The following is a 16,449-nucleotide window of genomic DNA, read 5'->3' as shown; positions in this document are numbered from 1 at the left end:
AAAACAAGCATAGCAGTTTAAGCTTAATCATTTATTTACTGGGCTTAATTTTTTTTAATAAAAATGCCCAATCGGAATTCCAACTGGGCATCATGACAGGTCATTTCAGTACTAGAATAAAGTCTCGAGTCGAACGAATGTGCTGACAAAATGATTGCGGTCTTCGCGATGATCATTAAAATAATTCAGATCGCCTTGTACATAGAACCATTCACGCCAGAGTGGTTGTCGCCAAGACACGAAAGGTCCCCAGCTGTTTAAACGGAGTTCATCTTTGTTGTAATAGCCACCCGTATAGATCCCATAGTTAAAGTTGTTATGGGCAAAGAACTGGTGTTGGCGGAAAAGACGGTTATCCCACCACAAATCATCATCCTGCTTGTCGGCATAAGTTAAGCTGAATTGGTTTGATAAAAAGGGCTGATTGGGACGCGCATGGATCAATTCTAAATTAGTTCTTAAATAATTCTCACTTTTGCTGCCATAGCGATAAATTTGTTCTGCATTAAAGCGGAAATCATTGCGTAGATCCCAATGTTTTTCCGCTCTTAAACGGGCATAAATATCGCTACCCGAACGGATACCGAGGTCAGCATCGGTTTCAAAAGGGAGTTTCTTGGAAAAATTTGACCAACGTAAGGCTAAGGAGCCGTTACTGTCTCGGGTTTGTTTGGAGTCAAATTTTTTATCCGGATCTGAATTAGGTTGGTTATTGGTATTGGCAACATTATTTTTAAATTCATCATCTAAAGAGTCATCACCAAATACCACGCTGACTTTTTTCTCTAAGGTTGGTAACTTAATTTTACCGCGAATACGTGGCTTGACCTCATAACCATCATGTTCATTCCAGTAGTTATCTAGCATCACCCGAATGGTGGCAGAGGCCGGATTTTCAGGATCGACATCGCCAAACCAATCATCAATTTTGACCGAAGTACGATCCGCCCATTCACGGATACTGCGTTGCTTTTTATCCGCCCAAGTTTTGTCTTCAGTTTCGGCAGTTGCAGGGACCGTGGATTGATTGGATTGTGCAGGAAAAATTGTTGGCGTAGCATCGACCCAGCGTGGAATATAGTCCAATGCATTCTCATCGCTATTTACTGTGGTCGCATTCGTAGCAGAATTCGGCTGCTGGTTTTGAGCGTTGGTTTCTGCGTTGGTAACACTCAGCGTACCCAGTGAAAGTGTTAGCAAAGCAAAAAAGATACGTGTTGGTACCATTTGCTGTAAATTATTCATAATGAAGGCTTATATATTGTTCTTATGTTAACTTTTGATGATTGAGGCAATAAAATCAAGTATTAGAAACAAAAAAAAGCAATTTAGCTGTATAAAAATGCTAGAAATCATAAGGGCTTAGTGAAATAAAAGTAGACTAGCTGATCCAAATCCTTTTGGAAAAAATAGCCAATAGTCGAGTCACAGCATAAGACTGCCTGAATTAAAAAGTATAGCTGTGCCTTGTTTAAGATGATTCAGGCAGAGCGCTATTTTCGAGTGCCTGATAAAGATCATGTACCGAAATGGGTTGTGGTAAACGGCTAATGACTTGACGAATCAATTGCCATGTATAGCCATCGGTACGATCGAGTAATAGATATGGATAGGCTTGATCTTCATTAGATAACTTCACACGCTCTAAGCCATGGATGACACGTATTTTTTGACGCTCTCGTAACAAAATCACGGGCGTAAAGAAGGTCGCAGCAGTCTCATCAAAGGGAATGAATTTCTGTATATTAATAAAGGATGCAGGAATATATGGATAGACACGCTGATCACGCTGCCAGACCAAAGTGCCATTCATAATGCACTCATTAAACAAGGTCTCATGTTGGTGATAATGCTGTTTAAAATTATTCCAGCTCGTTTGATGAATAGAACTGGTTCGCGTATGACGTTGATCGGTATAGGCCTGTAAAATCGTGGTTGCATATTCAACACTATGAGTTCCGACCAAGACCACGTAATGTGAAAATTGACCTTGTGCATAAAGTTGCTCAGCAATAAAAATTTGTGCTGATCCCCAAAGTGGTTGTGCTTCATTCTCTGCTTTGAGATAGAGCCAATCAATTTTTATATTCTGATCAATCTCGTTATGCAAATCGACCCGATACAGAGATGGAAAGGTGCGTGCATCAATACGCTCCAATCTACAGAGTAAGCCATCTAAACTAAAATCATTCAATGCCAATGGTTTGGCCTTGTTAAGATTTGCAGAAGCAACGGAACTTTGTCTAAAACTCGGTTTCACACGTGTTGTGGCTTGAGCAGAAGGTGTGATCTGAGCCGGTTGAATTTTTTCTTGAATAATGGCATCGAGTTGTGACTTAAACTGAGCTGTTTGTTGCTTAATAATGGATAGGCTATCTTTATTTGCAGCTTTTTCAGCATCATCAGCTTGAATAGGTTCTAATATTGGGATTAAATTCTGTAATTCGTGGTCTGTTTTAACATACACACTGGCATGGCTCTGTAACCATTGTAAGGCATCTTTAGATGAGTTGAGCCAAGGGCTTTTAAGGAATGAAAGTGCGGGACGAATCACCCAAACTTGCCAATGTTGTGCTTGACGTAATGCGGCCCAACCCATATCTGCCGAAGCAAACAAGGCATTTTCTACGCGTCCCATAAAGTTATAAGTACCGCGGTAAGTCAAGGTGTAGCCATAAAGCGCTAAGTCGTCGGCAGAGAATTCTTCATTTAGAATAAACTCTTTAAATGGGCTGAGCTGATCCTGAAAATTAGGATCGTCGCAAGATGCGCAAATGTCTTTGATGCGTTGTTTTGATTTAGCAATTTCAAAAAGTGATGTTTTATCATCATTCAGCCCGTCGACGAGGGTTTTGAGCTCATCAACCAAGAGTGCTTTCTCTAATACGTCCATCGATTGTTTCCTTAGAGATAGGCTTGAGCCTGTTTTTAAATCATGAATTAGGACAAAGTGACAGCAATTTCAAACAGGTTGTAATCAGTTATAGTCGATAAAGTATGCTGTCTTATACGTGTGACAAGTGCTTTGATCTTCGGATCTATTTGTAATTTGACCTGTGTTAAAAGAGATCGCTACGCAACATTTTCATCACAAAAGATTGTCACTTTATGACGATTATAGAAGAAAAGGAGGTAAAATCCATAGCGGTCAAGTTAGTATAAAATCTCATTTACGTATTCTAAATCGAGATATAGATCATGGTTTCTCTTTGAAAATAAAAACATTTTAAAATAATGAATCGAATAAATAGATCATAAGATAAAAAATTATCTATAAATTTATGGATGAGTTGTGATCACTTTCACATATCTATTGGTGAAAAGCTCAGCAAATGAAAATATGTCATTATTGAAATAATCATGACTGTCGATAAGCGGTATTTATTCAAAGATAAAAGACTGAAACAAAAGGGGAATGTGAAAATTTAAAGATTAAAAAACCGTTTTCATACAGAGGTGAAAACGGTTTTAGGGTTAATCAAGCCTAAGACTTAATTTCGCATTGATCATCATTACATTGAGCTGCATCGGTTTGCTCAATTTCTTCAGTTGATTCTGACTGTGCTTGTTGCATCGCCTGTAAGAAAATCTCACGCGGTTGAGCACCTGAAAGTGCCAGTTTTTGATCAAAGACAAAGAATGGTACGCCAGTCACTTTGAGTTGTTCATGGGCAATTTGCTCATCATGACGCACAAAATCTGCAAGTTCATCTGAGTCCAGTACATATTCCACTTCGGCATTGTCTAGACCGATACGTGAGGCAATTTCTTCAACCACTTCACGCTCACCAATCGTAAGACCTTCAGTCATGTATGCATGGAAGAAGGCTTCTTTTGCTTCATTTCCCAAACCCTTACTTTGCGCAAGGTGAATAATACGGTGTGCATTGAAGCTATTGCCTGAATTGGCTTTCTGCCATTGAAAGTCGATACCTTCTACTGCGGCCATGGCTGCAACATTACGTTCCATTTCTTCCATTTCAGCATAACTACGACCATACTTTTTGGCTAACCGTTCAGTATTTGAGGTGTCGTGTTTAGCAGGTGCATTTGGATCCAGTTCAAAGCTATGCCAATGAATGTCTAATTCAATACCCGCTTCTTGGGCAACATGTTCAAGACGTTTTTTACCGATATAACAAAACGGACAGACCACATCTGACCAAATATCTACACGCATGGTGGATCTCTTCAATTCTCGTTAAACAGATAATAGGGGCGAACGTATAGAATTTAAAGCGATGAAAATGTAATGCTCCGTTACGAGAAATAAAAAGGACTATAACTGCATGTGTTTTATCAATTAAACTAAATCCAGAACATAAAAAATATAATTATACTTGGAGGCAATATGCGCCGTTTTTTAATCTTTGTGACTGTTGTAGTCCTTTGTATTGGTTCATTTTTCTTTTATCAGCATACCCTGAAGCAGCGTGCGATCAATAATCAGCAAATGTTTGAGGTGGTCATGTCTGAGAAAATGCGCGAACTATATGATCAAGCACAGGATTGGTCGACCCCTGTGCAGTTGGATATTCATGATGATCGTTTGGCGGGCGATTATAAATTGATGTCTGAGTTTCTACTGAACTACTGGATGCAAAATGTAGAAGCCCGTAATCGTTATTTACGTGAACTCAAAGCCGCCAATTGGGATACCTTTTTAGATGTTGAGCGTCTGGATCAGGACCGTAAGCAGAACTACAAGGACACGGAGCAGATGTTTGTGAATGTCCGTAAAGCATCTGCTGAATATGAGCAGGCACGGCAACAAATCCAGGCCAGTGCTATGCAGCAGGCAAAAAGTCTGGCGATCCAGAATGAGATGAGAAGTTCACTCCAAGCCAAATTGGAGAATAATCTGAAAGCGGATAAAGCCCATGATATTTTCCCAATCGAGCAGCAAATCATTGAAAAGGCACAGGCCATGTTTGATATGCTGAAGAAATATCAGTGGCAAAGGAAGGATAAAATGATCTTGTTCCGCGAGACGGCTCAAGTGAAAAAATTCAACACACTTTACCAAGATGTATTAAAACTGAATGCCAAGATGGAGAAGATTAAACAGAATAATGCTGAGGTTTTAGAAGAAGAACTGTAAACAAGATCGATCACATAGCTTTCAGTGTAGGCATCGAAGAGGTAGACCTCAACAATATGAATTTATGGCAGCTGTTTCATAAAGTAAAACCATTTGTGCTCCCCTATAAATGGCTGGTTGCAGTGACACTGGTGTTGACCTTGATTGGTGCCTTGACGGCACAGGTGAATGCGCTGACTTTGCAATATGCAGTTGATCAGATCAATGCGGTGGTTGAGTCTGGTCAGGGCTTAAATGCAGGCTGGCATATCCTGATTACCATCAGTGTGATTTTATTGAGCAAGGAAGTGTTGAATATTTTTCTTCAGTTTGGACAAAAGTTCTTTGGCGAGAAATTACGGATTTTGATTTCACAGGATGTGGCGCAGTCGATCATTGTGAAGTTTCTACAATACCGTCTGGCCTTCTTTACCCAAGATGATAACCAAGCAGGAAAATTACAGACCCGAATTGATCGGGGAATTGGGTCGATTACCCGACTGGTGCAAATCTTCTTTATTGATATTTTTCCATTGTTTAGTAGTGCCATTATCGCCCTGTGTCTGATGTTTTATGCCAATTTCTGGATTGGTTTGGTGGCGTTGAGCATTGTGCCGATTTATTTCTGGATTACCTTTAAGCAGGCACAGAAACTCAGTGGTACACGACGTAATTTACGTGATGGTCGGGAGCGTAAAAGTCAGGGGACTTTAAGTATCATTCAGTCGATCACGGTGATTAAGTCATTTAACCGTGAGCAAATTGAGGCGGAAAAACAGCTGACCTTGCAAAAACAACTGACCGATGATCAGATGCGAACCCGTCAACTCAGTTTTCTATTTGATGGCTTAAAAACCTTTATTGAACAGATCGGTGTCGTCTTCATTATCATTTTAACGGCTTATTTTGTTCTGGTCGGTGATATGAGCATTGGCATGATCATGTTTCATATTCTGTTATTCAATAATGTCTCTGCCCCGATTCGCTCCCTACATCGCATCTATGATGAAGTGAATGATGCGATGATTTATGCAGAAAGCTTTTTTAAGATTTTAGAGGCTGATGATGAAATAGAAACTTCTGGGCAACTGAAACCACAGCCATTAACTGGCAAGTTTGAACTCAAGCAGGTGAATTTTTTCTATCCCAATGGTTTTCATGCGCTGAAAGACATCAACCTCACCATTCAGCCGAATAAGATTACCGCGTTGGTGGGTTTGTCGGGTGCAGGTAAATCAACCTTAATTAGTCTACTAGATAAATTTTATTTACCTCAGTCTGGAGAAATTCTACTGAATGGAAGTTCATTGACCGAGATAGATACCCAATATCTACGTGATCATATTGGCTTAGTCCTGCAAAAGAATCATATTTTTCAGGGCACGATTGAGGAGAATATCCGCTACGGTAAGATGGATGCGACGCAGGATGAAATCATCCTAGCTGCGAAGAAAGCCTCGATTCATGAGCAGATTCTCAAATTGCCGTTGGCCTATCAATCCGATGCACTATTATTGTCGGGTGGACAACAACAGCGTATTGCGATTGCCCGCATGTTCCTGAAAAATCCACCGATTATTTTTCTGGATGAACCGACTGCGAGTCTGGATGCGATTGCAACTGAACAGATCAAACATAGTCTGGATGAGATCAAGCAAGGTCGTACTGTAATTATCATTTCACATAGTCTGTCACAAATTATTGATGCGGATTATACCTATGTGATGCAGGACGGCAGGATTGTGGAACATGGTGAGCATCATCAGCTTTATCAGCAACAAGGGGTGTATAAAAATATTTTTGATGCGATGGCCAAGAGTCTCAATATCGAAAAAATTTCCAAGACTTTTGAAGGTGATGATGAAGAGGAAACCCATAGTTAGTGGAGTCTCATTTAGTTTAAAGCACCCTTAGATTTTGCATTAATTCAACATCTTTCCGGTAGGTAGATATCTCATAATTTAAAGGAGATTTACCGTTTATCCGACCTATACTGAATCAAACATCACTTTGCTGTAGCCTATTTCTTAGATGCTTTTATTTAACTCATTATCTTCTTATGGATGAGGGATGTTTGGAGCAAGAGATGAATTTTCTTAAACGATCCGCCCTGATCACTGTATTGGCTTTTATGGGCATACCTGTCGTACAGGCAAATGATGAAGTGACCTCATTGCCGACCATTCGGGTCATGGCTGAATCTGAATTACGTGAAGAAGTGGGTTTTGTTCCCTTTCAAGAAGACAAGCCAGTCCGTCAGGCGCTGCAACATTATGTCTATAAAATGCATAATGACATGCAGAATTCAGGCGTGAGTGAAAATCCAGTGGTCATCAATTATCAACCGATGGCAGCGCAACCAGACTTGTCTCAGTATTCTCCTATTTTACAGCAATATATCTTAGCAGTTGCTTCAGGTTTTCAGTCTTCTGACCCAAGTAATGGTATTTTTAAAATGCTGGAACCTTTGAATATTAATCGAAATAATATTGATGGGATTCGTAATGGTACGGTCAAGATTAATGCTGATGATATTTTGAGATTACAACAACAAATCCAAGATGGGCTAAGAGGTTTTAAACAGCCTTATTAAGTTGTCTGATTGAATAAATAAAAATCCCCGCTTAGTGCGGGGATTTTTCTATCTTAGTGTCGATTAAACACGTTCGATAATAGTCGCGATACCTTGACCAAGACCGATACACATCGTCGCAAGACCGATTTGTGTATCTTGTTGTTCCATCACGTTCAACAAGGTTGTTGTGATACGCGCACCTGAACAGCCCAATGGGTGACCCAATGCAATCGCACCACCATTCAAGTTGATGATGTCTTGTTTGTCATAAACGCCTAGGCCTTTCATCACTGATAAGCCTTGAGCAGCAAATGCTTCGTTTAACTCGATGGTTTGGATATCCGCCATGGTTAAACCAGCACGCTTAAGCGCTTTTTGAGTTGCTGGTACTGGACCATAACCCATGATCGCAGCATCACAACCTGCAATTGCCATTGAACGAATCACGGCACGTGGTTTTAAACCCAATGCTTGAGCACGTTCAGCAGACATAAGCAACATTGCTGATGCGCCGTCAGAAAGAGCAGAAGAAGTTGCTGCTGTGACTGAACCACCTTTAGGATCAAACACTGGTTTCAATGCCTTGAATGCTTCAAGGTTGGCATCAGCACGAATCACTTCATCGACGTCGCAAAGGATTTTGAAGCCATTGGCATCATGACCTTCAACACCCACGATTTCGTTTTTGAAACGACCTTCTTGTGTTGCAGCCCAAGCACGACGGTGAGATTCAACACCGAAAGCATCTTGTTCTTCACGAGAGATACCGTTCATACGACCTAACATTTCAGCTGTTAAGCCCATCATGTTCGATGCTTTCGCATAGTGTTTAGATGCTTCTGGGTTAAGGTCGATGCCGTGCATCATACCGACGTGGCCCATGTGCTCAACACCACCAATGATGAATACATCACCTTGGTTAGTTGCAATCTGTGCAGCAGCCGTGTGGATTGCTTGCATTGAAGAACCACAAAGACGGTTTACTGTTTGACCGCCAGCAGTTTTTGGAATATCAGCCAATAAACCAATGTTGCGAGCAATGTTCATACCTTGCTCTAAAGTTTGGTTGACACAGCCCCAGATTACATCTTCAACTTCGTTGGTATCAAACTGGTTACGAGCAACAAGTGCACGTACTAATTCAGCAGATAAACTGTCGGCACGTACATTGCGGAACATACCGTTACGTGATTTGCCCATGGCAGAACGAACGCCATCAACAATCACAACGTCACGTGGATTTAAAGTAGCCATTCACGTCGCTCCTTAACCGTAGAATTTTGTGTTGTTAGCAGCCATGTCACGCAACATTTGTGGCGCTTCATAAGCCTTACCTAAGTGTGCATATTTGTCGCAAAGCGCAACGTATTCAGCAACACCTGTTTGGTCGATATAACGGCATGGACCACCACGGAATGGAGGGAAACCTACACCCATGATCATCGCCATATCTGCTTCAGAAGCAGTTGCAACGATGTTGTCTTCTAAGCAACGAACTGTTTCGTTACAGAAAGCAAGCATCATACGGTCAATGATTTCTTGGTTGTCAAACTCGCGTTTTTCGCCAGTCACGAAAGGTGCAATGATTTCATATGCTGTTGGATCAACAGTTTTCGCTTTCTTACCTTTCTTGTCTAACACGTATTTGTAGAAACCAACGTCATTCTTTTGACCAAGACGTTTTGCTTCGTACATCGCTTCGATAGAACCTTTGTAGTCTGGCTTCATACGGTCAGGGAAACCTTCAGCCATCACTTCTGCGCCATGAACACCTGTATCGATACCAACAACGTCGATCAAGTATGCAGGACCCATAGGCCAGCCGAATTTCGCCATCACATTGTCAACTTGTTGGAAATCTGCACCATCTTTGACAAGAAGGTCAAATGCACCAAAGTAAGGGAACAACACACGGTTTACGAGGAAACCTGGGCAGTCGTTGACAACGATTGGTGTTTTACCCATTTTTTGAGCAAGAACAACAGTTGTTGCAATCGCTTCTTCAGAAGTCTTTTCCCCACGAATCACTTCTACAAGTGGCATCATGTGTACTGGGTTGAAGAAGTGCATACCAACAAAGTTTTCAGGACGTTGTAATGCTTTCGCTAAACGTGTAATTGAAATTGTTGATGTGTTAGATGCAATGATCGTGTTTTCACGAACATGCTTTTCAGTATCAGCAAGTACGATTTCTTTGACTTTTGGATTTTCAGTCACGGCTTCGATCACGATATCCACTTCTTTAAACTCGTCATAGCTTAAAGTTGGACGGATGCGAGCTAGTGTTTCACCCATTTGCGCAGGTTTCATTTTTTTGCGTTCAACTTGCTTGGTCAGCAAGCCATTCGCTTCTTTCATACCGAGTGCAAGTTGTGGGTTACCAATGTCTTTCATAATGATTGGTGTGCCTTTGCTTGCCGCTTGGTAAGCAATACCACCACCCATGATACCCGCACCTAATACAGCAGCTTGGTTAACAGGGTGAGCACCTTTCTCATATTTCTTCGCAGTTTTCTTCACCACTTGGTCATTGATGAATAAACCAATCAATGCACCTGCTTGTGGCGTAATCGCTGCTTTTGCAAAACCTTGTGCTTCTGCTTTTAACGCGTCATCACGTGTTGAGCTTGCACCAGCTTGTAAAGAATCAAGTAATAATTTTGGAGCAGGGTATTGAGCAGGGTTTGCTTTCGCAAGGACCGCACCTTTCGCCGTATTGAATGCCATCATTTGTTCAAGTGGATTCAATTTGATTGCATCTAATTTTTCTTGACGCTTTGCTTTCCAGTTCAAACGACCAGCAATGGCTTGTTTAACGAGGTCAACAGCAGCTTCTTGTAATTTGTCAGCAGCAACAACTGCATCTACAGCACCATCTTTCAGTGCAGCAGCAGGTTTTTTCGGGTTCGCCATTGCCATCCATTCAACGGCATTGTCGATACCGATTAAACGGCTTAAACGTACGCTACCACCAAAACCAGGGTAGATACCCAATTTGATTTCTGGTAAGCCCACTTGCGCTTGTTCTGACATCACACGATAGTCACACACCAAGCACATTTCAAAACCACCACCAAGCGCTGTACCATTGATCGCAGCAACTTTAGGTAGGTCTAAATCTTCAAAGCTGTTGAAGATTTCGTGTACAGGCATAAGCCAATCAACAATCGCTTGTTCACCCGCAGCGAAGTTTTGGCCGAATTCAGTGATATCAGCACCAACGATGAATGTTGATTTGCCAGAGGTAACAACTAAGCCTTTAATATCGTTATTGGCTTTCACTGCAGCAATCGCTGCTTGGAAGTCTTCGATGGTTGCACGGTTAAATTTATTAACCGACTCACCTTGTAAGTCAAAGCGGAATTCTGCAATTCCGTCCGCAAGCATTTGGACGGTAATGGCATTGCCAGCGTGGATCATGCCTGATCTCCCTTGTTGTGGAGGATTCTGAGTGGATGTCATAAAGCGTGTGTGCAGTTCAGCACACAAAAAAGCTTCGCTAATCTTACGATAACTATATCCAAAAAGGACATAACAAGTTGTATCAAGCCGTGACGCTAGGGTCATCAATTTATTGTAAGCTTAGACTTGAATTGCTAAATCATGAATAAAAATAAATTTTTCGAGCGAAATAGAGTGTTTACTCTTTGATTGTGATGGGGAATTTGAAAAGGGCTTTGTCCGATTTAGGTAAGCTAATTGGTATTTAAGTGGACAAATTTGCTAGAATAGCAAGCTTATTTTGAGTGCGATTTTGAGATTTGATTCATCAAACTGAGCATTTGGTTTTCAGCTAAGAAGATAGAGTAATCTATGATTAAGTGGATCATATTAGCGATTTTTATCATTTCGGCTTTGTATATTCAGCGCCGTGGTAAAGTAAAGCATTCGTTTTATCGTCAGTTTTTTGACCATTCTACGATTCTCGCACCCATTAACTTTTTAATGTACATGTTTTCCAAAGTACCGAATCAACCGTATATCGACACTCAACATTTTCAGGACTTAAAAGTGCTGGATGAAAATTGGGAAATGATTCGTGATGAAGCTAAAGCTTTGTACGACAAAGGTGGTATTAAAGCTTCAAGTAGCTATGATGACTTAGGCTTTAACTCATTCTTTAAAACAGGCTGGAAACGGTTCTATCTGAAATGGTACGACTCGGCACATCCATCAGCGGCCGAACTATGTCCAAAAACAACCGCTTTGTTAAAGACATTACCAACGATTAAAGCAGCGATGTTTACTGAGCTGGCACCAGATAGCCGTTTGGTTCGTCACCGTGACCCGTATGCAGGTTCATTGCGTTATCACTTAGGTTTAATCACACCGAATGATGATCGCTGCTTTATCGATGTCGATGGTGAGCGCTATTCTTGGCGTGATGGTGAGAGTGTGGTTTTTGATGAAACCTATATCCACTATGCTGAAAATACTACAGACCAAAACCGCATTATTTTCTTCGCAGATGTAGAGCGTCCATTAAAGACTCGCTTTATGGAGAAGTTTAATCACTGGTTTGGTAAAAGTGTGATGACAGCTGCGAGTTCGCCTAATGAAGCAGGTGACCAAACAGGTGGTTTAAACAAAGCATTTGGTTATATTTACCAGATTCGTATTAAAGCCAAAGCTTTGAAGAAATCGAACCGTTCCCTGTATTACTTTTTGAAGTGGTTCATCATGCTCGGTCTATTCTTCCTCATTTTTATTCGTCCTTATGTTTTTTAAGTTTGAATAACATCAACGCCCGAAAGGGCGTTTTTTTATGGGATTTGGCTTAGAATATTTTTAATTCATAACAATTCACTTTGAAAATCTATGCAAACGTTTCGTTCTAAAATTGATTGGTGGTTCTGGGGTGTAGTAATTGCAACGACAGGCTTGTTACTGCAATTCTTATGGACGATGTATGTGAAAGGCACCATGCAGCAATATCCTGAACATGCCGCCCTATATTTTCTGACGATTGCTATATTATGGTGGCCGATTTTCAATACGCGTTATATTGTGACCGAACAGCACTTAACGATTCGTTCGATGTTATTCAAGTGGCAGATCAATCATTCAGATATTACTAAAATCTCGACAAGTCATAATTTAATTTCATCTCCTGCTTTATCTTTGGATCGTTTGCGAGTTGATTATCAGAAAGATGGGGTTGCAAGTCATATTTTGATTTCGCCTAAAGATCAGCAGGCATTTTGCAAGGCCTTAAATCAAACGCTTTCCGAGCATTAAATCACTTATAAACTTGGCTCTTACACGATATTCACATTTAAAGCTTGAAAAAAATTAAGCAAACATCACATCATGTGATGTAAATAGAGAGAATAGGCATGTCGTGAACCCAAACGCTCGAGAACACATTGAAAAAATACTGGCGCATATGACTCAGTTACCTGGCGTTTATAAAATGCTAGGTAAAGATGGGGAGTTATTGTATGTGGGCAAAGCCAAAAATCTAAAAAATCGTGTCTCAAGCTATTTTGTTAAAACCATTGAGCATCCGAAAACGCAGGCCTTGGTTGCCCGTATTTATGATATTGAAAGCTTGGTGGTGCGTTCCGAAACAGAAGCGCTATTGCTTGAACAAAACCTGATTAAGCTGCATCGTCCGCCTTATAACATTATGTTGCGGGATGACAAATCCTACGTCTATATCTTTGTTTCTTCAGACAAGCCTTATCCTCGGATTGCCAGTGGACGAGGCAAAGGCAAGCATCAAATTGGTAAGTTTTTTGGGCCGTACCCAAGTGCTTATAGCGCGCGCGATACCTTGTTGGTGTTACAGAAGCTGTTTAATGTACGCCAATGTGAGAACAGCTATTTTTCACAGCGCAAACGTCCGTGTCTGCAATACCAAATTAAACGCTGTACAGCGCCTTGTGTCGGCCTGATTAGCCCAGCAGACTATAAAGAAGATGTCGATAACTCCATCCGTTTTCTACAAGGTGATACCAAAGAGCTGAATCAAGAACTGATTGGGAAAATGGAACAGGCGGCTGAAGCACTGGAATTTGAAAAGGCGGTGTTCTATCGAGATCGTTTGGCTTTGCTTCGTGAAGTACAGGCACAGCAAGCCGTGTTTAAAATTAAAGGTGAAGCCGATATTCTGGCAATTGCTTATCAAGCAGGGGTGACCTGTGTCCAGATTATGTATGTGCGCAATGGACGGATGCTGGGAGGGAAAAGTTATTTCCCTGATATGTTGGGTGATGATTTAGGACAAATGCTCAGTGATTTTATGGCGAACTTTTATTTCCAAGTCGCTGATGAAGTACCGACAGAGCTGATCGTGAATGTCAATGTGCCCGACCAGCAGCAATTGGAAGAAGGCTTACAGCAGACCTTTAATAAAAAGGTACAGATCAAGCAGAAAGTGCGTGAAACCCGTGCCGAGTGGTTGGAACTGGCACAAATGAATGTGCAGCATGCAATTAAAGGCAAACTCAGTAATCATCTAGAACTGAACGAACGCTTTCACCAGCTTGAACAGGTGGTGGGACGTCCGATTGATCGGATTGAATGCTTTGATATTAGTCATACCATGGGTGAAGCACCAATTGCTTCCTGTGTGGTGTTCGATCAGGGCGGGTCACGAAAGCGCGATTATCGTCAATTTGCCATTCAGGATATTACGGGGGGCGATGATTATGCTGCAATGCGGCAAGCCCTGATCCGTCGCTATAAAAAGAATATGTTGCCTGATCTTCTATTAATTGATGGAGGTAAAGGGCAATTGCATATGGCGATGGAGGTTATGCAAGAGCTAGAGCTGGATGCCTTTATGATCGGGGTATCTAAAGGTGAAGGTCGTAAGCCAGGATTGGAAACACTACATTTTACCGATGGTACTAAGATTCAATTGCCTGAAGACCATAAAGCCTTGCATTTGATTCAACAGGTGCGTGATGAAGCGCATCGTTTTGCGATTACCAAACACCGCGCTAAACGGGATAAACGTCGCAGTAGCTCTGTGTTAGAAGCCATTCCCGGACTTGGGCCAAAGCGCCGTCGTGATTTATTGACGCATTTTGGTGGGATACAAGGGGTACTCAGAGCATCGGAAAAAGAGTTGATGTTAGTACCAGGGCTAGGAGAGGTTCTGGCGCGGACGATTTATAAAATCTTACATGAGTAATTTGACCGATTGACTAAATCTTCTCAAGATTGCGGTGTAAACGATCATTCACAAATGGCGAAAAACATTCAAAGATAGCGTATTTCGATGATGAAGGAAAAATGATGTCCTTGCTTCCGCTCTATCAACAGGTTGAACAACAAGAATGGATCGATATTCCATCAGGTTGGCTACAAGGCCGTACGGTGTTTGGCGGGTTGATTGCCGGACTGATGATTCAAAAGGCGCTGAGTACGGTACAAGATGCAGCAAAACAACTATTAAGTTGTAACATCACTTTTGTCGGCCCTGTGCAACAAGGGCGGGCCAGACTCAGTGCTGAAATATTACGTGAAGGAAAATCAGTCACGACTTTAGAAATCCGACTCTGGCAGGATGATGCGGTACAAAGTATTTTGGTGGCCAGTTTTGGCCTACAACGTGAATCGCGGATTCATGTGCAGAACTTACCTACAGTTCCTGACTATCCAACAGCTGAACAACTGGATAAAACCTTCTATATTGAGGGGTTAATGCCCGAATGTTTACAGCAATTTGAATTGTGTTGGGCAGAAGGGAGTTATCCAATGGCAGGCAGTAAGGTTCCTGATTTTGGTGGCTGGGGGCGGTTTGCACCTAGTTTGCACTCAAACCGTAAAATGCAATTGGCAGATCTGTTTGCACTCATGGATGTCTGGCCACCTGGGGTTTTGCCAATGTTTAAAACGCCTGCACCAGCGAGCTCATTGAGCTGGCAGATTACCTATTTGCAGCCGATTGTGGATCAAATTCAAGATTGGTTTAAATACAAAGTCGTGACTGAATATGCAGAACATGGTTATTCAACGGAATATGCGTATATCTGGGATCGTGAAAACCGCTTAATTGCGGTACTTAGACAGACAGTTGCTGTTTTTGCCTAGTCGACACTGCGGTGCATTTCGTATAAAGTTGCTTACACATGGATAATCTCGGCACATCCTTTGTGCGACATGCATATTTGATGCGAACAACATGGCGGTGTTTATGAGTACAGGGCAAATCCTGAACATTCCTAATATTTTAACTTTGGCACGTATTGCCCTAATTCCTGTTTTCTTGGTGATTGCTTATTGGCCACCGGCAATTGGAATTGCTGAGCATCATGGGGGAATGATGCGTCATCTGATACTGACAGCGGTATTTGTACTGGCTGCGGTGACAGATTGGTTGGATGGCTATTTGGCACGAACTTTAAATCAAAGCTCTGCTTTTGGGCGGTTCCTTGATCCAGTAGCAGATAAGTTGATGGTTGCAGCAGCACTGATTGTATTGGTGCAATGGCAGCCGAATATTTCAATGGCTTTTGCTGCGATTGTAATTATTTCGCGAGAGATTACCGTTTCTGCGCTACGTGAGTGGATGGCAGAGTTAGGTGCTCGTACCAGTGTTGCGGTTTCAACTGTTGGAAAATACAAAACAGCTTTCCAAATGATTGCGATTAGTGTGTTCTTATTGAACTGGAAGCCATTGGAAATATGGGCCTATGCTTTACTGTATGCCGCAGTTATTCTCACCCTATGGTCGATGTTTATTTATTTGAAAGCAGCATGGCCGTACTTAAAACAGCCTTAATCGTATTACAAAGCTAATATTTAAAAAGCCTTCTATAAAGAGGGCTTTTTTATTGTCTGA

The 16,449-nt window shown here is 41.5% G+C and carries 13 protein-coding genes; 8 read left to right on the top strand and 5 right to left on the bottom strand.

Annotation, left to right across the window (positions count from 1 at the left end):
* Positions 1-111: 111 nt before the first annotated feature.
* The 3 genes from F896_RS01240 to F896_RS01250 all read right to left on the bottom strand — a co-directional run bounded on the left by F896_RS01240 (position 112) and on the right by F896_RS01250 (position 4,180).
* Positions 112-1,245 (bottom strand): hypothetical protein, encoded by a 1,134-nt coding sequence (locus F896_RS01240; protein ID WP_016165102.1) that lies wholly within the window; start codon positions 1,243-1,245, stop codon positions 112-114.
* A gap of 226 nt (positions 1,246-1,471) precedes the next feature.
* Positions 1,472-2,893, bottom strand: coding sequence for a hypothetical protein (locus F896_RS01245; RefSeq protein WP_016165101.1), 1,422 nt, complete (start codon positions 2,891-2,893; stop codon positions 1,472-1,474).
* Positions 2,894-3,484: 591 nt separating this feature from the next.
* Entirely contained in the window at positions 3,485-4,180 is a 696-nt protein-coding gene (locus F896_RS01250) for a DsbA family oxidoreductase (protein WP_016165100.1), read from the bottom strand.
* Between the two features lie 171 nt (positions 4,181-4,351).
* Here F896_RS01250 and F896_RS01255 point away from each other — a divergent pair, with 171 nt between their 5' ends.
* The 3 genes from F896_RS01255 to F896_RS01265 all read left to right on the top strand — a co-directional run bounded on the left by F896_RS01255 (position 4,352) and on the right by F896_RS01265 (position 7,673).
* A complete protein-coding gene (locus tag F896_RS01255) occupies positions 4,352-5,101 on the top strand; it encodes a hypothetical protein (RefSeq protein WP_016165099.1) in 750 nt (249 codons plus the stop codon).
* Between the two features lie 56 nt (positions 5,102-5,157).
* Positions 5,158-6,963: an ABC transporter ATP-binding protein gene (locus F896_RS01260; protein ID WP_016165098.1), complete on the top strand. Its 1,806-nt coding sequence runs from the start codon at positions 5,158-5,160 to the stop codon at positions 6,961-6,963.
* A 203-nt stretch (positions 6,964-7,166) separates the two neighbouring features.
* Positions 7,167-7,673, top strand: coding sequence for a hypothetical protein (locus F896_RS01265; RefSeq protein ID WP_016165097.1), 507 nt, complete (start codon positions 7,167-7,169; stop codon positions 7,671-7,673).
* Between the two features lie 63 nt (positions 7,674-7,736).
* On the opposite strand, the gene fadA is transcribed toward F896_RS01265, so the two are convergent.
* Positions 7,737-8,909 (bottom strand): acetyl-CoA C-acyltransferase FadA, encoded by a 1,173-nt coding sequence (fadA, locus tag F896_RS01270; protein ID WP_016165096.1) that lies wholly within the window; start codon positions 8,907-8,909, stop codon positions 7,737-7,739.
* Positions 8,910-8,921: 12 nt separating this feature from the next.
* Entirely contained in the window at positions 8,922-11,075 is a 2,154-nt protein-coding gene (gene fadB / locus F896_RS01275) for a fatty acid oxidation complex subunit alpha FadB (RefSeq protein ID WP_004802278.1), read from the bottom strand.
* Positions 11,076-11,468: 393 nt separating this feature from the next.
* Between fadB and lpxO the strand changes: the two genes are divergently transcribed.
* The 5 genes from lpxO to pgsA all read left to right on the top strand — a co-directional run bounded on the left by lpxO (position 11,469) and on the right by pgsA (position 16,389).
* On the top strand, positions 11,469-12,383 hold the full coding sequence (gene lpxO, locus F896_RS01280; RefSeq protein WP_004802281.1) for a lipid A hydroxylase LpxO: 915 nt from the start codon (positions 11,469-11,471) through the stop codon (positions 12,381-12,383).
* A gap of 90 nt (positions 12,384-12,473) precedes the next feature.
* Positions 12,474-12,893, top strand: coding sequence for a PH domain-containing protein (locus F896_RS01285; RefSeq protein WP_016165095.1), 420 nt, complete (start codon positions 12,474-12,476; stop codon positions 12,891-12,893).
* 103 nt (positions 12,894-12,996) lie between these two features.
* A complete protein-coding gene (uvrC, locus tag F896_RS01290; RefSeq protein ID WP_016165094.1) occupies positions 12,997-14,796 on the top strand; it encodes an excinuclease ABC subunit UvrC in 1,800 nt (599 codons plus the stop codon).
* A 104-nt stretch (positions 14,797-14,900) separates the two neighbouring features.
* Positions 14,901-15,698: a thioesterase family protein gene (locus F896_RS01295; protein ID WP_016165093.1), complete on the top strand. Its 798-nt coding sequence runs from the start codon at positions 14,901-14,903 to the stop codon at positions 15,696-15,698.
* Between the two features lie 103 nt (positions 15,699-15,801).
* Positions 15,802-16,389: a CDP-diacylglycerol--glycerol-3-phosphate 3-phosphatidyltransferase gene (gene pgsA / locus F896_RS01300; protein WP_004802289.1), complete on the top strand. Its 588-nt coding sequence runs from the start codon at positions 15,802-15,804 to the stop codon at positions 16,387-16,389.
* Positions 16,390-16,449: the final 60 nt, after the last annotated feature.

It is taken from the genome of Acinetobacter genomosp. 15BJ (assembly GCF_000400715.1).
GTDB lineage: Bacteria > Pseudomonadota > Gammaproteobacteria > Pseudomonadales > Moraxellaceae > Acinetobacter.
Note: the sequence above shows the minus strand (reverse complement) of the source record. Positions and strands in the feature narration are given on the sequence as shown.